At 63.0% G+C, this 25,014-nt stretch carries 14 protein-coding genes and 1 other RNA gene; 7 read left to right on the top strand and 8 right to left on the bottom strand.

The features are described 5' to 3' along the window. Positions 1–98 precede the first annotated feature (98 nt). From ACK4FZ_RS00725 to ACK4FZ_RS00700, 6 genes are all read right to left on the bottom strand, one after another. Positions 99–560: a hypothetical protein gene (locus tag ACK4FZ_RS00725; RefSeq protein WP_409817848.1), complete on the bottom strand. Its 462-nt coding sequence runs from the start codon at positions 558–560 to the stop codon at positions 99–101. Further along, the gene (locus ACK4FZ_RS00720; protein WP_409817847.1) at positions 557–9,751 is read right to left on the bottom strand and encodes a hemagglutinin repeat-containing protein; all 9,195 of its coding nucleotides are present in this window, start codon (positions 9,749–9,751) and stop codon (positions 557–559) included. Before ACK4FZ_RS00720 ends, ACK4FZ_RS00725 begins: the two co-directional genes overlap by 4 nt. A 448-nt stretch (positions 9,752–10,199) precedes the next feature. After that, positions 10,200–11,171, bottom strand: coding sequence for a lipoyl synthase (lipA, locus tag ACK4FZ_RS00715; protein WP_409817846.1), 972 nt, complete (start codon positions 11,169–11,171; stop codon positions 10,200–10,202). Then, on the bottom strand, positions 11,168–11,791 hold the full coding sequence (gene lipB, locus ACK4FZ_RS00710; RefSeq protein ID WP_144374016.1) for a lipoyl(octanoyl) transferase LipB: 624 nt from the start codon (positions 11,789–11,791) through the stop codon (positions 11,168–11,170). The genes lipA and lipB overlap by 4 nt, the downstream gene beginning before the upstream one ends. 3 nt (positions 11,792–11,794) lie before the next feature. Further along, complete coding sequence (locus ACK4FZ_RS00705; RefSeq protein WP_144374015.1) at positions 11,795–12,073, bottom strand: YbeD family protein; 279 nt, start codon at positions 12,071–12,073, stop codon at positions 11,795–11,797. Positions 12,074–12,129: 56 nt separating this feature from the next. Then, a complete protein-coding gene (locus tag ACK4FZ_RS00700; protein ID WP_409817845.1) occupies positions 12,130–13,272 on the bottom strand; it encodes a D-alanyl-D-alanine carboxypeptidase family protein in 1,143 nt (380 codons plus the stop codon). A 194-nt stretch (positions 13,273–13,466) separates the two neighbouring features. Between ACK4FZ_RS00700 and ilvA the strand changes: the two genes are divergently transcribed. The 4 genes from ilvA (at position 13,467) to ACK4FZ_RS00680 (ending at position 18,952) form a co-directional block, all read left to right on the top strand. Continuing rightward, a complete protein-coding gene (ilvA, locus tag ACK4FZ_RS00695; protein WP_409817844.1) occupies positions 13,467–14,996 on the top strand; it encodes a threonine ammonia-lyase, biosynthetic in 1,530 nt (509 codons plus the stop codon). A gap of 67 nt (positions 14,997–15,063) precedes the next feature. After that, positions 15,064–15,711 (top strand): HAD family hydrolase, encoded by a 648-nt coding sequence (locus tag ACK4FZ_RS00690; protein ID WP_409817843.1) that lies wholly within the window; start codon positions 15,064–15,066, stop codon positions 15,709–15,711. A gap of 107 nt (positions 15,712–15,818) precedes the next feature. Next, positions 15,819–17,348, top strand: a complete 1,530-nt coding sequence (locus ACK4FZ_RS00685; RefSeq protein WP_409817842.1) for a FecR domain-containing protein — start codon at positions 15,819–15,821, stop codon at positions 17,346–17,348. Between the two features lie 2 nt (positions 17,349–17,350). Further along, positions 17,351–18,952, top strand: a complete 1,602-nt coding sequence (locus tag ACK4FZ_RS00680) for a diguanylate cyclase domain-containing protein (RefSeq protein WP_409817841.1) — start codon at positions 17,351–17,353, stop codon at positions 18,950–18,952. A gap of 181 nt (positions 18,953–19,133) precedes the next feature. Here the strand turns inward: ACK4FZ_RS00680 and typA are convergent, their stop codons facing one another. Beyond that, a complete protein-coding gene (typA, locus tag ACK4FZ_RS00675; protein ID WP_144374009.1) occupies positions 19,134–20,948 on the bottom strand; it encodes a translational GTPase TypA in 1,815 nt (604 codons plus the stop codon). A 151-nt stretch (positions 20,949–21,099) separates the two neighbouring features. On the opposite strand from typA, the gene ACK4FZ_RS00670 reads away from it, so the two are divergent. The 3 genes from ACK4FZ_RS00670 to ACK4FZ_RS00660 all read left to right on the top strand — a co-directional run bounded on the left by ACK4FZ_RS00670 (position 21,100) and on the right by ACK4FZ_RS00660 (position 23,633). Next, on the top strand, positions 21,100–21,957 hold the full coding sequence (locus tag ACK4FZ_RS00670) for a hypothetical protein (RefSeq protein WP_409817840.1): 858 nt from the start codon (positions 21,100–21,102) through the stop codon (positions 21,955–21,957). A 53-nt stretch (positions 21,958–22,010) separates the two neighbouring features. Then, positions 22,011–22,372, top strand: a transfer-messenger RNA (tmRNA) gene (ssrA, locus tag ACK4FZ_RS00665). Positions 22,373–22,700: 328 nt separating this feature from the next. Further along, entirely contained in the window at positions 22,701–23,633 is a 933-nt protein-coding gene (locus ACK4FZ_RS00660) for an IS5 family transposase (protein WP_409817839.1), read from the top strand. 141 nt (positions 23,634–23,774) lie between these two features. On the opposite strand, the gene ACK4FZ_RS00655 is transcribed toward ACK4FZ_RS00660, so the two are convergent. Then, positions 23,775–24,917 (bottom strand): glycerate kinase, encoded by a 1,143-nt coding sequence (locus ACK4FZ_RS00655; protein ID WP_409817838.1) that lies wholly within the window; start codon positions 24,915–24,917, stop codon positions 23,775–23,777. Between the last annotated feature and the right edge of the window lie 97 nt (positions 24,918–25,014).

Genomic DNA, 25,014 nt, shown 5'->3' with positions numbered 1-25,014 from the left:
TGGCAAGCCTTGCCTTTTTGATCATTTGGCGACCAAGGCTGCCAGCCGGCAATGCTGATACTGGTACCCGGCAACAGCAGCACTGGCAATGCCGCCTCTCACAACCACCAAAAGTATTTATCCAGCCACGCCGGCATCCAGCTTGACAAGGCGGAGCTTTCACCAGCCGCAGCCAACTCCCGGCGGCGCTGCCATTCTTTGCGAACATTTAGCCAATAAGAGTATGTGGAAGAAAGTGCACCCAACACCAGAATCGGCGTGCCATAGGTTTTACGCCACATAATCTCTGCTGGCGTCGAGTCACGATAACGACCGCAGCTATCCCAGCCCCAGTAACAGTAAATAGAATCCATCCAGCCATCTCCGTAATCAATGAACAGATAAAAGAACCACATGAACGCCCACCAGATCAACATGCGATGCAGGCGGGTTGGCTGGGTGCAATGTGAAAATATTAATCCAAGGGGGTATAAAATCACACCAAACACTAGCCACAGAGAAAAAAACCATACTTTACCAAGTACTGTTTTTTCATTTCTAATAACCTCAAATGCTTTCATTTCTGCACTTTCGCATTTTCCGGAATGTCAATAAACGACGGCATGTTCGAAATAACAGACTCTGTGGTTGGTGGCAACCAGGCCGGGGCTTGCGGCAACATCGATTGAACCAGCTTGCCACCCGCAAGACCACCAGCACTAAATCCAGCCCCCAAGACAGCCGCAACCCCAGCATTCTTGTTATCTCCCAAGAATACATTGTTGAAACTGGTATTGATGTAGGCAGTACCTGCTCCTAAAGCGGCTGCAGAAAAATAAGGGCTTGCTGGCACACCGATCTTTTGAAGTTGCATACCCAACGGCCCTACCAGTGGCGTGGCTACCATCCCCGTATTGGCCGCAAACAGCGATTGCGACCATTTGATGCCTGCCGGGTCGCAATTGCCTTGTGCCGCACAATTAAGGGTGTACTGGCCGGCGGCATCAAAGCCGCCAGCGACAGCCCCACCCGCCACCATGGTAGTAACCAGTTTGGCGCCCCCGAAGTACACCCCCCCCAAGGGCGCGGTCGCCAAGCCCACTGCGTTGAGGTAGTTGGCTTCGTTTTGCCGCTCGTAGTCGGCGTACGGCTTGCCCGGCGCAACACCCTGCACCGTCAAGGCGCTGCCCAGCCCGGTATTCCAGCCCGGCTGCCTGCCCGTGGCCAGTTCGGCCAGACGGTTGACCGAGACCAAGTAGTCTTGCTGCGCCATCGTCGCCTCATGACGGTACAGCGTGGCCCGTTGCGGATCGCTGCCGGCAAAAGCGTCGGCCATGTTCGCCAGCCATTGCTGGTTGTTTTTCAGTTGTGCAGCGAGCTGGCTGCAACTGGCCGCACTCTGGCAATGGGCGGCGGCCTGCTTCAGCACATCCGACTCGGCCCGGTATTTTGCCAATGATTGCTCCAGCTGTGCCGGTGTCCAGTTGGCCGCCTGGCGACGGAACTGCTCTACCCAGTTGGCCGCCTGTTCCTTGCTCAGCGAGTTGTTCTCCACCTCATTCTTCGCCCCCTGCCCGCCGGCCAGTGCCGAGGCGGCGTTGCCGCCGGCGATGCCACCCGCCAGGCTGCCGGCGAGTGTGGTGAGGGCGGCGACGGTGTCTTTCTGGCTTTCGGTAAGGTTGGCCGCATCGCTGCCGTACAGGTTTTGCGCCAGCGTGGCGGCGATCAGCGGGGCGCTGCCGGCGCCGGCGGCACCGGCGACGGCGTTGTCGCCCTTGGCGGCGGCCAGGGTAGCACCCAGCAGCGCGTGGGCCATGGCGTTGGCGGCGGTGTTGACCTGGCCGGTGGCGGGGTCGGTGGTGAGCTGCTTGATCTGGGTGGCCAGGTAGGGTGCGGCGGCGCCGGCAATGGCAGCGCTGGCATCGCCCCCGGCCAGGCCTTGCAGCGCGGCGGTGACGGCGGTGACGGCTTGCTGCACGCTGCCTCCTTTGCCCCAGGTGGCTTGCAGCTGCTGGTAGTCGGCGCTGTTGGCGTAGAGCGGGTCGGCTTTGGCGCGCTCGGTGGCGGCGTTCAGCTCGGCGCGTTTGTGGGTGTTGGCGATCTGCAGGGTTTGCTGGCCGATGTCGCCGATGAGCTGGATGGCTTGCAGGCGGTCGAGCTCGGCTTGTTTGTTAAAGATGGGGCTGAGGCCGTTGGCGGTGCCGCTGGCGTCGCGGCGCAGGGTAGCGGTGTCTTGCTGCTGCGCGGCGCTGTCGCGCACCGTGAGGCTGCCGGCACTGATGGCGGCCAGCGTGGTGCTGCTGGCGCTGCCCTGGGTGTGGCCGCCGTTGAGGATGGTGCCGGCGTTACCCAGCGCGTTGGCGGCGAGGTTGCCGCTGGCACTGGCGCTGCTGCTGGCGCCGATGCTCTGGCTTTCTACGCGGTATGCGGCGCGGTTTTGCAGGTCTTGCCAGCCGAGGGTGGCGGTGCTGAGCTGGTTGTTATCGGGATTAGCGGTGCTGGCGATGACGGCGCCGTTCAGCTGGGTGTGGCCGCCCACTTGCACGTTGAAGCCGCCCTGCCCGGCGTACAGCCCGCTTTGCTCGGCCACGCTCTGGTACTGGCTGTCGATGCGCTGGCGGCTGAGGCTGGCGTTGACGCCGCCGCCGCTGCCCACTACGGCCACACTACCGCCCACGCTGGCGCTGCGCTGCTGGCTGGCGTAGTGGTCCTGGTCTTGCTGGCTGCTAAGGGTGAGGTTGCGGCCAACGTGGGCCGCAATGGTGTCGCCGCTGGCCAGCGCGCCGGTGAGGGTGGTGTCGCGCCCGCTGTTCAGGGTGAGGGTTTGCCCGGCGGCGATGTTGGTTTCGGTGTAGCTGTCGGTGTCACCGTTTTCTTTGCCGCTGGCGCGGTTGGCGTTGGCAAACACGCTGATACCGGCTTTGCCGCTGCCCACGCCGACGCTAACGCCGATGGCGCCGCCGCTGCTGCTATTGCTGCCGGTGGTGTCGCTGCGGTTGTGCGCGGACTGCAGGGTGATGTCGCGGGCGGCGTCCAGGGTGACATTCTGCGCCTTGATGCTGCTGCCGGTCACTGATATGTCGCCATTCTGGGCGACGCCGTCGGCGCCTTCGCTACCGTCACCGGTGGCGATGATGTGCACGTTGCGGCCAGCGTTAAGCTCGCTGCTGCTGGCGTTGCTGCTACTGGTCTGGCTTTGGCTCTGGCTGCGCTGGCTGCCCAGCGATACCGACACACCCGCAAACGACGGGTCGGCCACCTCGCCGCTACCGCCGCCCTGCTGCGCGGTTTGCAGCGCCTGGTAGCCCGCCAGCCCGGCCTTGACGCTTTGCAGTGCGGCCAACCTGCTGTTGTTGCTGTTACCTGCGGCCTGGGCGGCGCTGACGGCGGTTTGTGCGGCGTCTACCACGCCACCGCTGAGCGCCAAGGTGACGCCGCTTTGCTTGCTGTAGCTGGATGTCTGCTGGGTTTGCGTGTGCTCGGCGTGCTCGATACGCACGTTTTGTGCGGCCAGCGTGATGTCCTGCCCGGCAATGGCGTCGCTGCCTTTGAGCTGCAAGTCTTTACCGGCTTGAATCACCACGTCCCCCTGCACGCTGCCGAGGGTGCTGCCCACTGCTTGGGTGGTGGTGACAGTGTTGGCGTTGCCTTGCGCGGCTTTGCCGATGGTAAAGCCCAAGCCGCCGCTGCTCATCAGGCCGGATTTTTTCTCGTCGCGCTGGTAGCTGTAGCTATCGCTGGCGGTGGCGCTGGTGATGGCGATATTGCCGCCAGCTTGCAGGCGGGTAGCCTGATCGCTCACCACCTGGCTGGCCTGGATGGCCATATTGCCGCCAGCCTGCAAGCTGACGCGGTTGCCGGAAACGCTGCTGCTGACGATGTCGGTTTGCTGACGCTGGTAGCTTTCGTTGGTGGTTTTACTGCTGAAAGTGCCTTTTTTGCTGCTCTGCGTTTGCCAGTCTTCATTGCGGGTGTTTTCGCCATTCACCAGGCTAAGGTCGCGCCCGGCTTGCAGTGCAACAGCGCCGTTGTCGCTGGCCAGGTTGGCCGCACGGGCGCTCAGGTCTTGCCCGGCCACAATGGCAAGGTCACCAGCGGTATGGATGCGGGTGCCGGTTTCCTGCTGCTGACTCTGATGTCGGTAATCGCTACCGTTCCAGCGCACATCACGACTTTCGCTACTGCTGACGGTGGCCAGATTGACATCGCGCCCGGCCTGCAACACGGTAGCACCGTTGCCAGCGTTGGCCAGTTGGGCGCCGGCCAGGGTAAGGTCGCGCCCGGCGCTGGCCAGTAATACGCCAGCACCGCCGTCTACGTACAGGCCCGCCACGCGCTCGATGCTGGTTTGCTGCAGGCGGTTACTGCCACTGCCGTACTGCTGGCTATGGGTGGTACTGCTGACGGTGATATCGCGCCCGGCGGCCAACTGCAGGCTGCTGCCGGCACGCACCTCGCCGCCCAGGTTGTGGATGTCGGTGCGCGCTTGTAGCGCTATGTATTGCCCTTGCAGCTTGCCGCCCAGGTTGTGCAGGTTGTCGGCGCTGATAGTGAGTAATTGGCGACCGGCAATCTGGCCCTGATTGGTCAGGTTGCCAGCCAGCTTCAGCTGCAGTTGGTCTGCGGCCAACAGCGCGCCATCGGCGCTGATGTCGCCCGGCTTGAGTTTGACGTACACCTGCGGTACCAGCGCGGTACGTTGGCTGCCGTCTGGCAGGGTGACGGTTTGCGCCACCAGCCACACGATGTCGCTGCTCAAGCGCGCCATTTGCTCGGGGCTGAGCGCCACGCCAGGGCGTAGGCCGTACTGGCGGGCAAAGGTGAGGCCGTTGTCCATCAGCGCGCGGTATTGTGCTTCGTCGCTGCTGTAGCCTTGCAGGAAGCGTCGGCCGGTAAGCTGGGCCACCTGGTCGCGGATGAGCTTTTGTTCGTAGTAGCCATCCCCCAGGCGTTGCTGGGCGGTAGCGGGGTCGATGGCCATGGCCTGCAGCATGTAGTCGCTGCCCAGCCATTGCCGGTACTGGGTAAAGGCCGGGTCGGTCTGGATAAGGTAGGGGCTGCTGGCTGCGGTAGTGTGGTACAGGCTGCTGCGCGGCAGCGTGACGTTTACACTATTGGTACTCACCTGCCCCGGCATGGCGCCGGCGGGCGGGGTCACGCGGATGATGCCGTCGCTACCGCCACGCACGTTGGCCGCCTCGGCACCGGGGGCGGCCGGGGTTTGTACATGCGGGGCGTTACGGCCTTGGTCCAGGTTGCTGACCTCGCCCCCGTTAATGACTAAAGACTGGTTGGCGGTGATGCTGGCCGCCACGCTGCCCAGGGTTTCGCGGATGTCGGGCTCAGCAGTTTGGTACCGACCACCGTTGTACATGACGTGAGTATTGTTGAACTGATGCAGCCGGTACAGCGTGGCGGCGGTGTTGACGACCTTGCTGCTACCCTGCCCTTCGCTGCTGCCATCCACCAGCAGGCTGCCACCGGCAGCGATCTGGCTGTAGCGGTTGTCCAGCAGTTGCCCGGGGTTAAGCTGCATATTGCCACCGGACCGGATAACGGCGGCGGCGCCGGCATCGACGGCCAGCACGTCGTCGATGGCGGTGTGGTGGGCGATACGGGCGGCTTCGTTGCCGCCTTCACCCACACCCTCCTGTTTGCGCCAAATGATGGTATGGCGCGGATCATCCAGTTGATAGGGCGTAACTAGCTGAACGCAGTTATTGGAACACGTGCCGTATTGGCTACTGTATTGCACACCATCGTACTGATAGGCAAACGGCGGTGCCCCACCGCCACCTCTGGGAGTGAGTTCGGCAAAGGGGTCGTCGCCCCCGGCGAGCTGATCCGGACTAGCTTGGCCATCTTGCCGCCACAGGTAGTAAATAGTGCGGGTGGTTTCAGCGGGGACACTGGTACGCCGACGCTCACCTGTTGCGCCCCATAAACGACCGTGCGCAAAGAAAAAACTGCTGGTTTGCGGCGTAAGCCTCACCACGGCACGCCCCAGCTGCTTGCCATCCGGGGTGATGAAGGTGTCGTTGCTGAGGATATCGGCTGGGTTCAGGTACAGGATCTCAAAAGCACGATAGTTAGCCGAATTCCTCAAGTCACCATGATTGGGACCATTACCCTGCCAGCTAGCCACCTGCATGTAGACGGTTTCGTCGATGCTGTTTTGCTGGGTGATGCTGGTGCGTAGCCGCTCGTTACGCAGGGTGTCGGCGCTAATGGCCACATCGCCCTGCGACTCGATGGTGGCCGACTGGTTGTGTACCAGTTGCGCGCTGCCGGCTGCCTGGTGCTGGCTATCCAGTTGGCCGCCAATGGCCAGATTGCCGTCACTGTAGATCAGGCTGTTTTCTGCGTTAATCAGTTGCCCCACGCCCAGCTGCAGGTCTTGCCGCGCCGCAATGGTGGCGGCACGGCTGGCGTCGGACTGGTTATGCAGGCTGGCCGTTGCCAGCGCAATGCGGTCGCCATACAGGCGGCCGCCTGGCTGGTTGACGATGGCTTCGGGCGCGCTGACGGTGAGCTGGCCGGCATCGATCAGGCCGGCGTTGTCCACCCGGCTGGCCACGCTGATAGCCAAGGCCTGGGCGCTGATTTCAGCCCCTGCCTGGTTCTGCAAGGCGGCAGCCTGAAGGCTGGCCTGGCCACCGGCCCGCAAGGTGCCACGATGGTCAAGGCTACCGGCAGTGGTGAGCTGCAGATCGCGCCCTGCCTGGGTAGTACCGGCCAGCACCAGGTCGCTTTGCAGCTGCAGGGCCAGGTCGCGCCCGGCGCCCAGCGTGCCGCTGCCGCTCAGACTAGCGGCCACCAGCGTCAGGTCTTGCCCGGCTTGCAGTTGGCCGCGGGTATTGTCTACACCCGCGGCGGCCAGCTGCAGGCTGCCGCCGCTGGCCACCGTGCCATCATGGTTATCCAGCTGTGCAGCAAGCTGGATAACGCTATCACCGGCGCTGCGTAGCTGGCCTTGGCTATTATCGATACCAGCTGCGGCCAACCTTAGCTGGCCGCCCTGTATACCCTGGTCTGCGTTGCCGGTCTGGCGGTTGTCGAGGCTGCCGGCCTGCAGCGTCAGCGCCTGGCTGCCCAGCAACAGGCCCTGGCGGTTGTCCAAGGCCCCCTGTGCCAGCTGAACGTCCAGTGTGGTGGCCTGCAGCTGGCCGCTACGGTTATCCAGCCCGTCTGCCTGCAATTGCAATGTACGCCCACTGGCCAGCAGGCCGGCATTGCGCACGCTGTCTGCCTGTAGCTGTAGGCTTTGCTGGCTGGCGATGGTGCTGCCGGTGCCATTCACCAGCGTGGCAGCATCCAGGCTGAGCGGGCCGGTACTGATAATGCTGGCGCCGTTGTCGTTAGTCAGCGCCTGGCCGTGGGTATCGAGGCTTAAGGCGCCGCTGGCCTGAATCTGCGCGCCCTGGTTATGCAAGGTGTGGGTTTGCAGCACCACGTCGCCACCGCTGATGACTGCCCGCTGGTTGCGTACGCCGCTACTTTCCAGCTGTAGTTTGCCCGCCGCCTGGATGCGCCCGCCCGCCAGATTGGCCAGCTCGCCCACTTGCAGCTGTAGCTGGCCGCCAGACAGGATGCCGCGCTGGCTGCCACTGTCACCATTACTTAGCGTCTGGCCCTGGGTATCGATGGCAAGTTGCTGGCTGGCCTGGATCAGCCCACCGCCGTTATCCAGCGCACCGCTGCGGCTGGACAAGGTGTCGGCGGCCAACGTACCGCCACGGTTGTCTACGCTGGCAGCCTGCAGCTGCAGCGCGCTGGCCTGGATGCTGCCCTGACGGTTGTCCAGAGCAGCGGCCGCTGTCAGCTGCAACGAGGTGGCCGCCAATAGTTGGCCGCGCTGGTTATCAACGGTGGCCAACTGCAAGCTGGCGCCGGCCTGGCGGCTGGCCAGCGTGCCGGCGTGGTTGTCCAGCGCTTCGCCCTGCACGGTCAGCGTTTGCCCGGCCACCACGCTGCCGCGCTGGTTATCCAGCTGGCCGCTGCGTAATTGCAGGCTGCCGCCGGCGCCGATCTGGCCGTCACGGTTATCGAAGACCTGGCTATGCAGTACGGCGTCGCCCTGGACTTGCAACTTGCCCTGCTGGTTACCGATGCTGAGGGTGTCAATGCTGGCCGTTTGCGCACTGAGGCTGCCCTGACTGTTGTCGAAGCGCTCGCCACCCACCTGCAGCTGCCCTAGCACCAGCGTACCGTGGTTGACCAAGCCACCCTGACTGGCCAGATCGATGCCGCCATTGGCCAAGATACGGCCACGGTTATCCAGCAACCCGCTGACCTGAATGCTGCCTGCCGGCAGCACCTCGGGCGCGGCGGCTTGCACGCTGCTGCCCGCAGCGGGGGCGACCTCGGGTAACGGCAACGGCTGCACCACCGTCGCTTCGCCGTTGCTGCTCCCCGCGCCGGCAGACGCGCCGCTGCCTGGTGCCGTCTCGGCCGGCAAGGCGCCAATGCTGCCGCTGTTCTGCAGCTGGCCGGCTTGCAGGGCCAGCGCCTGGCTGCCGCTTTGCCGTAGTTGGCCGCTGTTGTTTAGGGTGGCGGTGGTGATGGCCAGCCGTTGCGCGTCGATGGCGCCGTTGCTGGCGTTATCGATCTGCGAGGCGTTCAGCGTCAGCTGCCGTGCCGCGCTGAGGGTGCCCTGATTGCTGAGCTGCCCGCTGCTGTCCAGTTGCAGGTTGCGCCCCGACGACAGCGTGCCGTCGTTGGACACGGCGCTGGTTTGCAGCTGCACGTCGGCGGTGGCATCGGTGGCGCCCAGCGTGCCGCTGTTCAGCAGTTGCCCGTCGGCCTGCAGCCGCAAACCGCCGCCACCGGCCACCAGCTTACCGGCGTTGCGCACCCCCAGCCCGTGTTCGGTGCCGACCAGCACGATCTTGCCGGCGTACATGCCGCCCAGCGCGGCTACGTCCAGCGCAAATACCGGCGCCGGCCCGCTGGCGGCGAGCGCGCCCTGCCCGCTGCCGTCCGCCGCATATGCCTGACTGCCGGTGCCCACCTGCAGCTGTTGCGCCCAGATGCCAGCGTTGGCCGCCACGCTGCGTGCCAGGATGGTGGTGTAATCGCTGGCGCTGGTATCCAGGCCATTGCCACCGATGCTGACCTGCCCGCCGCTGACGCGGTAGCCATCCAGACTTCCGCCGTTTATCACGGGCGTGCCGCTGGTCAATACCGTCCGGCTGGCATTCAAAAAGGTGGCGCCGCTCACCTGCAGGCCCGCCGGATTGGCGATGATCACCTCGGCGCGCTGGCCGGCCACTTCCAGCGTGCCGCGCAGCAGCGACGGGTGCTGGCTGTTGACCTGGTTGACGATGACGCGGGCACTGCCGGTGGCCAGCCACGGGTTGGCCGCCACCCAGCCGGCGCTTTGCGTCTGCACATTGACGCGGCTGTTGTTGAGGATAGTGCCGGCGTCGCCGGTATCGAACTGGCGGTACTGGTTCAGCGATACGCCGGCGGCAGACGGGGTCTGGATGTTGACCTGCACCGCGCCGCTGCTGGTAGTCAGCACCGTCGGGCGCTGACTACCCGGCGCCGCCGGGTCGGCCACGATCTGCGCCGCCGCCGGCAGCGTCCACACCGCGCCGTGGGCCAGTAGCAGGCAGGCTACCAGCGGCCGCAGTGCCGCAGACAGGCGACCAACTACAGGCCGGGCACGGGTGGGTGACGCATCGGCACCCTGTTGCGGGGTGATTTCGGCCACTGCCATCAGCATGCGGCGGTGGGCGTTGAAAACAAGGCGGTAGCAGTGCTGGTTCATGGGTAGCGTTCCTGCATGTCGGGCCGCTGTGACGCACATTCCGTGACGACAGGCGGCGGTTTTTTGTCACCAAATAACGAAATCAATGCCTATTTGATAGAATTAAATAAATCTGTTATTGATTTTCAAATCAAATGACAACGTAGCAGAACGCAATACGCCATGACAACAGCGACATTACGCAGGCATTGGTACTGCTATCAGATCAAGTGACGTGCAACGACACTTGCCGACACGATGGCTACGAACAAGCAGGATATGGCTTTTGAAATGACAACACCCCCGGCTGCTATCAGCAGCGGGGGGTGTGATATGGCTAACGCTGTTCATGAGAAAACCGACGCGAGCCAGATAAGAAGTGAAGTAGTGAATCAGCCAAGCACAGGCTGCCACACAAGGTGTCCTGCCTGGCGCCAAACTGCCCGGCAAAGCAAGGACTTGGCTGGCGTCAACCTACCAGCGCGTCTGCATCTACTACGCCGGCTTCGTGTGCCTGAACGTCGGCGTGGTAGCTGGAACGTACCATGGCGCCTACTGCAGCGTGCTTGAAGCCGATGTCGTAAGCCTTGTTCTCGAACGCCTTGAACAGGTCCGGGTGCACGTAGCGCAGCACCGGCAAATGGCCATCGGTAGGCTGCAGGTACTGGCCGATGGTGATCATGTCGATATTGTAACGGCGCATGTCGGCCATCACTTCGTACACTTCTTCATCGGTTTCGCCCAGGCCCACCATGATGCCGGACTTGGTCGGTACGTCCGGGCAGCGCTCCTTGAACTGCTTCAGCAGCTCCAGCGAGTGGATGTAGTCGGCGCCCGGGCGCGCTTGCTTGTACAGGCGCGGCGCGGTTTCCAGGTTGTGGTTCATCACGTCCGGTGGAGTCTGGCTGAGGATGTCCAGCGCCACGTCCAGGCGGCCACGGAAGTCCGGCACCAGCACTTCGATCTGGGTGTTCGGCGACAGCTTGCGAATCTCGCTGATGCAGTCGGCAAAGTGCTGGGCACCGCCGTCGCGCAGGTCGTCGCGGTCGACCGAGGTAATCACCACGTACTTCAGCTTCAGCGCGGCCACGGTTTCGGCCAGGTGCTTGGGCTCGTTGACGTCCAGCGGGTTCGGGCGGCCATGGCCCACGTCGCAGAACGGGCAGCGACGGGTGCAGATATCACCCATGATCATGAAGGTGGCCGTGCCCTTGCTGAAGCATTCGCCGATGTTCGGGCAGGTGGCCTCTTCACAGACGGTGTGCAGCTTCTGCTCGCGCAGGATCTGCTTGATTTCCTGGAAGCGCTGGCCGTTGGGCAGCTTGGCGCGAATCCATTCCGGCTTTTTCAGCTTTTCGTCCAGCGGCACGATCTTGATCGGAATGCGTGCGGTCTTGTCGGCGCCTTTGTGCTTTACGCCTGCCTGGTTGTCCAGTTTCATGCTGTCTCCTTCATCACCGTCAGGTTGCGCTCCAGATGGGGCAACAGCCGCTCGGCGGTTTCCGCCACGGTGAGGGTGGCACCGTGATCTTTGAGTTGTGTCACCTTGAGGCCGGCATAGCCGCAAGGGTTAATCCAGCTGAACGGCGTCAGGTCCATGTCCACATTCAGGCTCAAGCCGTGGTAGACCGCACCGTTTTTGATTCTTAGCCCCAGCGAGGCGATTTTTTCGCCCGCCACATACACCCCCGGCGCGTTGACGTCGCCGTAGGCGGTAATGCCCAGTTCGGCCAGCAGGTCGATCACCGATTGTTCGATGCGACGCACCAGCTCGCGCACGCCAATGCCCATGCGCTTGAAGTCGATCATCAAGTACACCACCAGCTGGCCGGGGCCGTGGTAGGTGACCTGGCCGCCGCGATCGCACTTCACTACCTCGATGCTGCTGGGCATGATCAGGTGCTCGGGCTTGCCGGCCAGGCCCAGCGTGTACACCGGCGGGTGCTCCAGGCACCACAGTTCGTCCGGCGTGTGCTCGGTGCGGGTATCGGTAAAGGCCTGCATGGCCTGCCAGGTGGGCGTGTAGTCAACCTGCCCCAGGTGCTTGACGATGCGGCTCATGCTTTACAGGGCCCACTTCACCAGCGGATGGCCGGACAGCGCACGGTAAATGTTGTCCAGCTGTTCCTTGGAGGTGGCGGTGACGGTCACGGTCAGCGACACGTACTTGCCGCTGGAGCTGTCACGCGCGGTAATGTGGGCCATCTCCAGGTCAGGGGCGTGCAGGCGCACGACCTCGAAGATGGTGGCCTGGAAGCTGTCGCTGCGCTCGCCCATCACCTTGATGGGGAAGCGTACCGGAAACTCCAGCAGGTCCTTGGTATCGGTTGTCGGGTTGCTCATCTGTCCATCCTGAAAAACAAAAGGGTTGGCCGCACAGATGCGGCCAACCTTTCAAATTACCAGCCCAGCCACAGCTTGATGCTGTCCCACAGGCGGCTGAAGAAGCCACCCTCTTCTACCGCTTGCAGCGCCACCACCGGTCGCTCCAGCACCACCTTGCCTGCCAGGCTGACCGTGAGTTTACCCACGGTCTGGCCGGCGGCGACCGGCGCAATCATCGGCTGGGTGGTAGTGAGGTCTGCCTTCAGCTGGCTGCTCTGGCCTTTGGGCACGGTAATGTAGATGTCGCTATTGAAGCCTACTGGCAAGGTATTGCTGGCACCCTTGTAGACGGCCACTTCCGATACCGGCTTGCGGGCATCGTACAGCTTGGGCGTTTCAAAGAACTGCAGCGCGTAGTTCAGCAGCTTGGAGCTTTCTACCGCGCGCGCTTCGGGGCTGGCGGTACCCACCACCACCGACACAACGCGACGACCATCGCGTTTGCTGGACGCAATCAGGTTATAGCCGGCGCTATTGGTGTGGCCGGTTTTCATGCCGTCCACGTTCGGGTCGCGGTACAGCAGCAGGTTGCGGTTGGGCTGCGTGATGTTGTTGTAGCTGAACGACTTCATCGAGTAGATCGGGTAGAACTCGGGGAAGTCGTGAATGATGGCGGTGGACAGCGTCGCCAAATCGCGCGTGGTGGTGTAGTGCTCCGGGTGCGGCAGGCCGGTGGAATTCTTGAAGTTGCTGGCGCTCATACCCAGGCGCTTGGCCTCGGTAGTCATCAGCTGCGCGAACACTTCTTCGCTGCCGGCAATGGCTTCGGCCAGCGTCACGCAGGCGTCGTTGCCGGACTGCACGATCATGCCCTTGATCAGGTTATCCACCGACACCGGCACTTTCGGGTCGAGGAACATGCGCGAGCCTTCCTGCTTCCAGCCCACTTGCGACACGGTCAGCATCTGGTCCAGGGTGAGGCGTTTTTCCTTCAGTGCCTTGAAGGTGAGATAGGCCGTCATCAGCTTGGTCAGCGACGCAGGCTCGATGCGGGTATCCGGATCACGGGCAGCCACAACCTGGCCGCTGTAGAAATCGGTAACAAAATAGGCTTTGCCGGCAATTTCAGGTACCGGCGGCACAAACGGTGCGGCGGCTTGCGCCAGGGTAGACAACGACAAGGCTGCCGTCAGCAAGAGAGTGGTGGTTTTTTTCATTGAAACAATCGACGGTGGGTTTGTCGCAAAACAGGCCGGCATTATACACGCCGTGCCGCCGGGATACGCGCCACAGGATACAAAATATTGCCCGCACTGGGCCTGCAACGCAGGCTTTTATACCCTTCGCAGCCAGCTTAGTTCCTGTTACTCTGCTTTTTCAGGGACAAAAAAATTACTCGGAATATATCGTTATGCCACACCGCAAGGACTACCTGGAGCGCATCCTCACGTCCAACGTCTACGACGTTGCCATCGAAAGCCCGCTGGAGCTTGCTACTAATCTTAGCCGCCGTACCGGCAACACCATTTTGCTCAAGCGCGAAGACTTGCAGCCGGTGTTCTCGTTCAAACTGCGCGGCGCATATAACAAGATGTCCAAGCTCAGCGCCGAGCAGCGTGCCCGCGGCGTGATTACCGCCAGTGCCGGCAACCACGCGCAAGGCGTAGCGCTGTCGGCCAGCAAGCTGGGGCTGGAAGCCACCATCGTGATGCCCGCCACCACCCCGGCCATCAAGATCGACGGCGTCACCCGCCGTGGCGGCAAGGTGGTACTGGCCGGCGAATCGTTCAGCGACGCTTACCAGCACGCGATGACGCTGGTACAGGAAACCGGCAAGACCTACATTCCGCCTTTCGACGACCCGGACGTGATTGCCGGCCAGGGCACCATCGGCATGGAAATCCTGCGCCAGCACCCGGGCGACATCGAAGCCGTGTTCGTCGCCATCGGCGGCGGCGGCCTGGCGGCTGGCGTGGCCAGCTACATCAAGCGCCTGAAACCGCAGATCAAGATCATCGGCGTGCAGCCGGTGGATTCCAGCGCCATGAAGCAGTCGATCGACGCCGGCCACCGCGTGGAGCTGAAAGACGTGGGCCTGTTTGCCGATGGCGTGGCAGTAAAGCTGGTGGGCGAGGAAACCTTCCGCATCTGCCGCGAACTGCTGGACGAGATCATGCTGGTGGATACCGACGCCATCTGCGCCGCCATCAAGGACATCTTTGAAGATACCCGCTCCATTACCGAGCCGGCCGGCGCGCTGGCCGTGGCCGCCGCCAAGGCCTACGTAGAGCGCGAAGGCTGTAGCGGCAAAACGCTGGTGGCCATCAACTGCGGCGCCAACATGAACTTCGACCGCCTGCGCCATGTATCGGAGCGTTCCGAGCTGGGCGAGCGCCGCGAGGCGGTGATTGCGGTCACCATTCCGGAAAAGCCGGGCAGCTTCAAGAAGTTCTGCAGCGTCATCGGCAACCGCAACATCACCGAGTTCAACTACCGCTTTGCCGACCCCAGCATTGCGCACGTGTTTGTGGGCGTGCAGATCACCGGCCGCGAAGACGTTGGCCGCATTGTGGCCGACCTGCAGGCCAACGAGCTGGACGGCCTGGACCTCACCGACAACGAGCTGGCCAAGCTGCACATCCGCCACTTGGTGGGCGGCCACGCCCCGCAACTGAAAGACGAGCGCGTGCTGCGCTTCGAATTCCCCGAGCGCCCGGGCGCGCTGATGCGCTTTCTGGAAGCCATGCAGACCGGCTGGAACATCAGTCTGTTCCACTACCGCAACCACGGTGCCGACTACGGCCGCGTGCTGATCGGCATCCAGGTGCCGCGCGAGGACGACGCCGCGTTCCAGACCTTCCTGGCACAGCTGGGCTACCCGTGGGTGGAAGAAACCGATAACCCGGCGTACAAGCTGTTCCTCGGCAAGACAGTGCGCTGAGCCTGACGTACACTTGCGGCCAACCTTTTATTGAAGGTTGGCCGCATCTTTTTGGAGACCGTTTGCAATGATCAAGGCAGTCCTGTTTGACCTGGACGGCACCCTGGCCGACACCGCCCGCGACCTGGGCGCCGCCCTCAACCGCCTGCTGGCCGAAGAAAACCTGCCGCCGCAGCCGTACGAAGCGGTACGCCCGATCGCCAGCCACGGCGCCCGCGGCCTGGTAAGCCTGGGCTTCGGCATCGACAAGAGCCACCCGCGCTTCGAGGAGTACCGGCTGCGCTTTCTGGAGCAGTACGACCATGATTTTTCCAGCCACACCACGCTGTTTGACGGCATCAACGAACTGATCCTGGCGCTGCAGGCGCGCGGACTGACCTGGGGCATCATCACCAATAAGCCGATGCGCTTTACCGACCGGCTGGTGCCGACACTACCGTTTGCCGTGCCGCCCGCCGTGGTGGTGAGCGGCGACACCGTGGGCGTGGCCAAGCCGGACCCGGCGCCGATGCTGCACGCCTGCCGCCTGATCGACACCGACCCGCGCCACTGCCTGTACGTGGGCGACGCCGAGCGCGACATCCAGGCCGGCCGTGCCGTCGGCATGAAAACCGTGCTGGTGAACTGGGGTTACATCGCCGATAGCGACGACACCGCTAGCTGGCAGGCGGATATTTCCATAAATGAACCAAGTGAATTGCTGGCATATTTATAAGCACGATAATGAAGCGGGGCCGGCATGCGCTAAATGCTGGGCCAGGCCCTGCAAAAGCTCTATCATCTTGATTTTATAATTGTCACATCAAGCAGCCTCCCCGCACCATGACTGCCGTACGTCTCTTCCTGCTCAGTACCTGCTGCATTAGCCTCGGCCATGCCAATACGCCGGAATGGCAATACACCATCCAACCCGGCGACACCCTGTGGAGCATTGCCCGCACCCATCTGAGTTCGCTGGCGCATGCGCCACTGGTGCAGCGACTTAACGGCATCCGCAACCCCTACGCGCTGAAACCGGCCAGCACGCTGCGTATTCCGTTGCCCTTGATGCGCCAGCACCGCAGCAGCGCGACGGTCAGCGACCTGATCGGGGAAGCCAAGGTGGATGGGTTGCCCATCCAGCCAGGGCAGCAGCTGAGCCTGAGCGCCGGCCAGACCATCCGCACCGGTGCCAACAGCAGCGTCAAGCTGCTACTGGAAGAAGGCAGCCTGGTCAGCATCGGCCCCAATGCCCGCTTTGTGGTCAAGGAGGCCACCCACTTCCCCACCACCGGCGCCAGCACCACCTGGCTGAGCGTGGAAAGCGGCAGCATTGATAACAGCGTGATCAAGAACCCGCTGATGCCCAACCGGCACACCATCCAGACCCCCAGCGCCATTACCGCCGTGCGCGGTACCGGCTTTCGCGTCAATGTGGCAGATGCAGACCGTTCTGCCACCGAAGTAGTAGAAGGCGAAGTGGCCGTCAGCGCCGAACAGGGCCAGCAAGCCATCAAGGCCGGCTTTGGCAGCGTAACGCAACGCGGCCAGGCACCGGGCGGCAGCGTGCCGCTCCCCCCCGCGCCAGACCTTAGCCCGCTGCCTGCGCTGCAAGCATTCTCGCCCGCTATCCTGCAATGGACAGCTGCCGACGGCGTCAATGGCTACCAGGTCAACCTGATGCGCAGCCAGCCCCAACGCCGCATGGTGGACGACAGGCTGCAAAACAATGCCCGCTGGTACCCCAGCCTGGAAAACGGCCATTATGAGCTAACCGTACGCAGCCAGCTGCCCAGCGGCTTACAGGGCTACCCGGCACGACACAGGTTTATTGTTCACGCTCACCCCGCCCCGCCGCTGGTGCTTGCACCGCGAGATGGCACCCGCCTGCGCGCTCGCCAGCTCAACTTCCATTTCAGCGGCGACGAGAACAGCCGCTACCGGGTACAGCTGTTCCGCGACGCCAACAGCACAGAGCCCACGCTGAGTTGGGACCTGAGCCTGGCCGACGCCACCCGCACCCTGCCCGAAGGCGGCAACTGGGTATGGCGGGTGGCACGGCTAGACCCACAAGGTCAGCCCGGCCCCTATAGCCAGCCGTACACGGTACAGAGCGACGCCGGACTGTGGCGTGCCAGCCACCATAAAGGCACCCAGTTCAGCGCCCGCCCCTACCCGCTACCGGGCGCGCATTACCAGCTGACACTCACATTGCTTGGCCGTGACAGTCCGACCGCGGTCTACGATAGCGCCCACCCCCGCTGGCAAGAAGACACACGCCTATACAGCGGGCGCTACAAGGTCAGCGTGAAGGTCAGCACGCCCGATGGCTACCAGGCCACCGAACTGGAAGACGTGCTGCAGATAGACTAAGCATGAACACCCCCGCTGCCCGCCGCCTGCCCGGCATCCTGCTCCCCTTGCTGGCCCTGTGGCTGGGTTTCAACCCCTCACCACTGGACCACTGGGTGCAAGATCGTATCGGCCAGCTGCTGGCACCGCCAGCAAGCAGCGATATCGTCATCGTCGCCATTGACGACGCCAGCCTGGCACAACTAGGCCGCTGGCCCTGGCCGCGGGAACTGATGGCTGAGGCCATAGACAAGCTCGCCCCCGCCCGCGCACTGGGGATTAATCTGCTGCTGGCGGACAAATCGGACTTTCCGCAGTCAGACCAAGCGCTGGCAGCTGCCATCGCCCGCCATGGCAAAGTGTATTTACCGGCCTTTCCGCAGCAAAGCGGCACCAGCATCAACATTACCGGCCCCCTGCCCGCTTTTGCCGCTGCCGCGCGCGGCGTGGGCATTAGCGACTTCCCGCTTGAGGCCGATGGCTCGCTGCGCCGCACTTACCTGGCTAGCGGTAACGGTGCCGCCAGTCTGCCAGCCTTTGCCAGCCTGGTTGCTGGCACCCCCGTCACCATCGAAACCACCGCGGCCAACCATTTGGACTGGGTACGCAGCCAGCCGCGCCTGCTGCCTTATCTCGCCGGCGGCAGCCAGTACCCAACCTTGCCCATCGCTAGCCTGTTGGCCGGCGACATACCCGCCGCACAAATAAAAGACAAAACCGTGCTCTTGGGCGTTACCGCCGCCGGTAGCAGCGACGAACACTACACACCCATCCTGGCCAACCAGCCCAAAACCAACGGCGTGCTGATTAACGCTGCGCTGATCCAGGCCATGCAGCAACAAACGCTGGTACAGCCACTGCCGACCGCCTGGCGCGTTGGCCTGCTGCTGGCCATGGCCGTGAGCTGGCAATGGCTGGCCAGCCGTCGCCGCAGTACACACCCGATACGGCAGGCGGTGCTGGCAGCGAGCGGCCTGCTGCTACTGGACACCTTGCTATACCAGCTGCTGCACTGGCAGCTGGGCGTGGCCACCTTGGGCGCCGGCTTGCTAACACTGACTGCGGCCAACTTCTTCTTGCAGCAAAGCCACTTCAAGCGCTTGGCGTTTACCGACAAGCTGACCGGCCTGGCCAATCGCCACCAGTTTGACGAGCGCATCGTACTGGCGCTGCAGCACAGCCAGCTGGAACAACAGCCACTAACGCTGCTGATTCTGGATGTCGACCACTTCAAGTGCTACAACGACCACTACGGCCACGCCGCCGGCGACGACATTCTGCGCCAGATTGCCCAGGTTATCGCCAGCATGGTGCGCAACCCGCAGGACACCGTGGCACGCATTGGCGGTGAAGAGTTCGCCCTGCTGCTACCCAACACCGCGCAAAAGCAAGCAGAAGCCATCGCCAACGAGCTGCGCTACCGCCTGCTCTCGCGCCAGATTCCCCACCACAGCAGCCCGCTGGGGCGTGTCAGCTGCAGCATCGGCATCTATGCCGATACCCCGGGGCAAGACGCCACCGTGCGCAGCATATTCGAGCAAGCTGACCAAGCGCTATACCAAGCCAAACGCAACGGCCGAGACCAGGCTTGCGTGGCAGACGGTGTGCTGGCCACGCGCATCTAAGCCGCCTGCACCAGCCGCAAGCCAAGACCAAGCCACACCACCCCGCCACCAACACGGCACCTGACAAACCCACCCCCTAACAAATACCCACGCATTGCGGCCAACCTTTCAGGCAAATTGGGCATGAAAAATGCCGCCGCGGCTTGCGCCGGGGCGGCATGGTCAGCAGGCGAAACGCTGCTTAGCTTTCTTGCTTGGACATGCGACGACGCTCGTGCTCTTGCAGGAAGCGTTTGCGGATACGGATGGATTTCGGGGTGATTTCCACCAGTTCGTCATCGTCGATGAACTCCACGGCCGATTCCAGCGTCAGCTTGATCGGGGTGGTCAGGCGTACGGCTTCGTCGGTACCGGAGGCGCGAACGTTGGTCAGCTTCTTGCCCTTCAGCGGGTTCACTACCAGATCGTTATCGCGGCTGTGAATGCCGATGATCATGCCTTCGTACAGCTTGTCGCCCGGGGACACGAACATGCGGCCGCGGTCTTCCAGGTTCCACAGTGCGTAGGCTACGGCTTCACCGTTGTCTTGCGAGATCAGCACGCCATTGTGACGGCCCGGCAGGTCGGCTTTCACCGGACCGTAGTCGTCGAATACGTGGCTCATCAGGCCGGTACCGCGGGTCATGGTCATGAAGTCGGACTGGAAGCCGATCAGGCCACGCGCCGGAATGTGGTATTCCAGACGGGTACGGCCTTGGCCGTCCGATTCCATATTGGTCAGCTCGCCACGACGACGGCCGATTTCTTCCATCACGCCACCCTGGTGGGCATCTTCCAGGTCGATGGTCAGGTTTTCGTACGGCTCGCACTTCTCGCCGTTGATTTCCTTGAACACCACGCGCGGCTTGGCCACAGCCATCTCGAAGCCTTCGCGACGCATGTTTTCCAGCAGGATGGTCAGGTGCAGTTCGCCACGGCCGGACACACGGAACACGTCGGAGTCGTCGGTGTCTTCTACGCGCAGGGCCACGTTGGTCAGCAGCTCTTTGGTCAGACGGTCGCGGATCTGACGGCTGGTGACGAACTTGCCTTCGGTACCGGCCAGCGGGCTGGTGTTCACCATGAAGTCCATGGTCAGGGTCGGTTCGTCTACCGACAGCATCGGCAGGCCAACCGGCTGCTCTTTGTCACAGATGGTGACGCCGATACCGATGTCTTCGATACCGGAGATGATGATGATGTCGCCAGCTTCGGCTTCTTCAACCGGTACGCGGTCCAGGCCTTTGTAACCCAGTACCTGGTTGATACGGCCGGACGCTACCTGATCGTCGTGGTTCATTACCACTACAGCCTGACCCGGCTTGATACGGCCGTTCAGTACGCGGCCAACGCCCAGGCGGCCGGTGTAGGTGGAGTAGTCCAGCGCGGAGATTTGCAGCTGCAGCGGCGCATCGGCGCTACCCGGCGGGGTCGGCACGTGCTTCAGCACGGTGTCGAACAGCGGGCGCATGTTGTCGGAGGTTTCGTCCAGATCCAGCTTGGCAAAGCCGTTCAGGCCGGAAGCGTAGATGATCGGGAAGTCCAGCTGCTCGTCGGTAGCGCCCAGTTTGTCGAACAGGTCGAAGGTCTGGTCTACCACCCAGTCCGGACGTGCGCCCGGACGGTCAACCTTGTTGATCACTACGATCGGGCGCAGGCCCAGGGCCAGGGCTTTCTTGGTCACGAAGCGGGTTTGCGGCATCGGGCCTTCAACGGCATCCACCAGCAGCAGCACGCCATCCACCATGCCCAGAACGCGCTCTACTTCGCCGCCGAAGTCGGCGTGGCCGGGGGTGTCAACGATGTTGATGTGCACGCCTTCGTACTCGATGGCGGTGTTCTTGGCCAGAATGGTAATGCCGCGTTCTTTTTCCAGATCGTTGGAGTCCATCACGCGCTCGTCAACTTGCTGGTTATCGCGGAAGGTACCGGATTGGCGCAGCAGTTGGTCAACCAGGGTGGTTTTGCCGTGGTCAACGTGGGCAATGATGGCGATGTTACGAATTTGTCGGGTCATGGGTGACTCAAAATGGTTGAGCGAAACCCAAGGATTTTATCACATTGATAACAAAGGTGGAGAACGGAAATGTAGCCGCGCGCACTGCCATGGCAGCACAATTTCGGTAAACTGCCAGCGTTTTGCGATTCAACTGCTTTGGAGACACCCCATGTACGACTGGAATGCGCTGTGGCACCTGCATCAGGACTACCGCACTGCCTACGGCCTTGCCGACCGCGACATCAACCAGCTGGCCGACGCGCTGGGCGGCAAGCTGCTGAAAAGCGCGCGCGACAGCCATGACCTGGCCGTATACGACACCGGCAGCAGCTACACGCTGCTGCGCCACGACGACGGTCTGCAGCTGGTAACCCTGGAAAAACAGCAGCTGTTCGACATCGCCATCCGCCTGGTAACCGCCGATGAAGGCCAGGCACTGGCGCTGCCCTATCTGGAAGTGCTGGTCGACAACCTGGCCACCGAAGAGGAAGCCATCTGGCGCGCCGAAGTGCAATGCAGCGAAGACGGCGAGCTGGTGGCCAACGGTGAGCTGCTCAGCCCCGACACGCCGCCTGCCATGCAACTGGCGGTGAGCTTTGCGGCCAACCCGCAGTTTGCCCGCGCCCTGCACGACTGCTGGCAGGAGTCGGCCGAGGCCATCACGCTGGACGCGGCGGCCTGGTTCAACGCCGAGGCACTGGAAGACCAGCCGGCCGAACCGCCACTGGACGCCCGCATCCAGGAAATGTGCGACCGTTACGCCGAGATCATCCGTCGCGAGCAGGCGCTGCTGTCGCGCCGTTTCAGCGACAACGAACTGCGCCTGGTGGCCGACGTGCTGCGCAGCACCCGCTTCGAGACCGCCGAATCGTGCCGCGGCCTGTGGCTGGCGGTGGAAAGCCGCGTGCTGCACGACGAGCTGGACCGCCAGTACGAGGTAGATGGCGAGGCGCTGCTGGAACGCCTGAAGACCCTGGGCTACACCCAGGAAGTGGCGCTGATCGAGGCGCTGTCACCGGTACGATGAGCCGGCGCTGGCAGCCGGCCGGAAATAGCGCTATACTCTGCATTCTTATCTGGGGGGGCGACCTGGTTTCGACGGGGGTTGCGAAGCGGATGAGGGCATACCGGGATCTCAGTCACCCCGTAAAACACTGAATTTATATAGTCGCAAACGACGAAACTTACGCTCTGGCCGCTTAATCGCGGTTAGACTCTACAGCAGCTTGCTGATGGGCTGTGAGGGCAACCTCGGTAGAGTCATTTCACATCAGACCGCTCTTTCCCGGGTTACTTGGGCAAGGGTTAAACGCAAGGTAACTCGCCAATACTCAGCCTGTCCGTCGGCGTAGTAGCGGTTAAATCCAAATGACACGACTAAGTATGTAGATCTCTTCGTAGAGGATTTCCGGACGCGGGTTCGATTCCCGCCGCCTCCACCAAATTCTCATGTCACCGGAAGACATGTAACGACAAAACCCCGATAGCTAAAGGCTTTCGGGGTTTTTTCTTATGTCACGGAGCGACATGCAGCGCCTTGACATGCCGTCACCAGTGACGGTACTTATGGCGGTACTTGTAGCGACGCGCGCAATTTGGCACATTTTGACGCCGCTTTTGTCACCCGCCGCGTGAGTCCCTTCGCCAGGGTATTGGCACAGCCTGGCCGCGCCAATGTCCTAGAACAATTCTCCCATCGCCTCCGACCACCCAATTCAGTAAGCTTTGTTGCACCAATCAGGGCTTTCGTCCGTCCGGTAGAATGACCGCATGAGCAAGCCCCTCCCTCCCAAGTACCAAACTATCAACTGGCAGACCTACAACCACGCCTTCAAGCAGCGAGGGCAGTTCCTTCTCTGGCTGAACAAGCATATGAACTGGCAGGCTCTGGCCACCGGTAGACGCGGACGGCAGCCCACTTTCTCCGATGCCGCCATCCTGTTCTGCCTCACCATCAAATGCCTCTTTCGCCTGGCGCTACGCCAAGCCACAGGCATGGTCGAAAGCATGTTGCGCCTGGCTGGACTTGACTGGGCCGTTCCTGACTTCAGCACGTTTTCCCGCCGCCAGAAAGACCTGCAGGTGCGCATTCCGGTGCAGAGGAAACAGGGTTGTCTGCATCTGCTGGTGGATAGCACTGGTATCAAGATGATGGGTGAAGGCGAGTGGAAGGTGAAGAAGCATGGTGCCGACTACCGCCGCCAATGGCGCAAACTGCATCTGGGCATAGATGCGCCAACGCTGGCAATCCGGGCAATAGAAGTGACCGACAATCGTACGGGCGATGCCACGATGCTGCCGGAGCTGCTGTCGCAAAAACCACCGACCGTGAAGTTGGTGATGGCAACCACGGATGGCGTATATGGTACGCGCTTGTGTCATGCCGCGATTGCGGATCGTGGTGCTGCGGCCATCATTCCTCCACGTCGAAACGGCCAGTTCTGGAAAGGGAATGCACCGGGGAATCAGGCTCGCAACGAGTCGCTACGTTCGGTGAAGTATCCGGGACGCACGCTCTGGAAAAAGTGGCGTGGCTACCATCGGCGTAGCCTGGTCGAAACGCAGATGGACTGCTTCAAGTTACTGGCGGACCAAGTCAAGTCACGAGACTTTGACCGACAGGTGGCGGAGCTTCAAATCTGTGCCGCGATTTTGAATCGCTTCACAGCACTGGGCACGCCGCAAACGGTCCGCATGGGATAAGTCCGTCTGGGGATTGGGGTAGTTCGACCTGCGGCTGATTTGTGCAACAAAGCCCATCCGTAGTGTTTCGATACATTACTATGACAATTGCCAGCGCCCGCCGCCATGCCATCAGCAACACCCTGCCCGCCCGGCCAGTGGCTAGGGCTTGCCCCGCAGCGCCAGCAGCGCGCCCACATTGCCGGCCACCCGCGCCAGGTTGGCCGCAGCGTTGCCCAGCGCCGCCTCCAGCGTGGTAATGCGGTCCACGCAGGCAAACACGGCGCGGATGTGGTGCTGCTGTAGCGTTTCTACGCCGTCCCCCAGACTGCCACCAATGGCAATGGTGGGCACACCGTAGCGCGCCGCCAGCGTGGCCACGCCCACCGGGGTCTTGCCAAAGGCACTCTGCCCGTCCAGCCGGCCTTCGCCGGTAATCACCAGGTCGGCGCCCTGCACGGCGGCGGCCAACCCTGCCGCGTCCAGCACCAGTTCGATGCCGGCCTGCATGCGCCCGCCCAGCACCGCCAGCGCGGCCGCGCCCATGCCGCCGGCGGCGCCGCTGCCCGGCAAGTTGGCCGCATCGCAGCCAGTAGCGGCGTGCAGCACGGCAGCGTAATGCGCCAGCGCGGCGTCCAGCTGCGCCACCATGGCCGGCGTGGCGCCCTTTTGCGGGCCGAATACCGCGCTGGCGCCGTGCTCGCCCAGCAAGGGGTTGCGCACGTCGCAGGCGATGTCGATGCGGCATTGCGCCAGCCGCGCGTCCAGCCCGGCCAGATCCAGCGTGGCCAGGTTCGCCAGCGCCGCACCGCCTGGCGGCAGCGGCTGGCCGGCGGCATCCAGCAGCCGCGCCCCCAATGCGGCCAACATGCCGGCGCCGCCGTCGTTGGTGGCGGAGCCGCCGATGGCCAGAATCAGCCGCCGTGCGCCGTGGTCCAGCGCGGCGCGGACAAGCTGGCCGGTGCCGTAGCTGCAGGCGCGCAGCGGGTCACGCTGTTCACGCGGCACCAGCGCAATGCCGCTGGCGGCGGCCATCTCCACCACTGCCGTTTCGCCGTCGCCCAGCATGCCCCACGCCGCCCGCACCGGCGCGCCCAGCGGGCCGCGTACGTCCAGATAGTGATAGCGGCCGGCGGTGGCGGCCAACAGCGCGTCCAGCGTGCCTTCGCCGCCGTCGGCTACCGGCACGGTGTGCAGCTCGGTATGCGGCAGATGCGGTGCCAGCGCGGCAGCGATGATGTCGGCCACCTGGCGGGCGCTGAGGGTTTCCTTGAACGAATCGGGGGCAATGACGATCTTGCGCATGGGGTCTCCCGCTGGCGGCAAAGCGCCGCCGTATGATAAGGGTTGGCCGCACCATGCGGCCAAGCTGACGGCAATAACAAAGCTGGTTTAGCGCGCC

The organism is Vogesella sp., assembly GCF_046297735.1.
GTDB classification, from domain to species: domain Bacteria; phylum Pseudomonadota; class Gammaproteobacteria; order Burkholderiales; family Chromobacteriaceae; genus Vogesella; species Vogesella urethralis.
The sequence above is the reverse complement of the archived record's forward strand: the minus strand, read 5'-3'. Positions and strand labels throughout refer to the sequence as shown.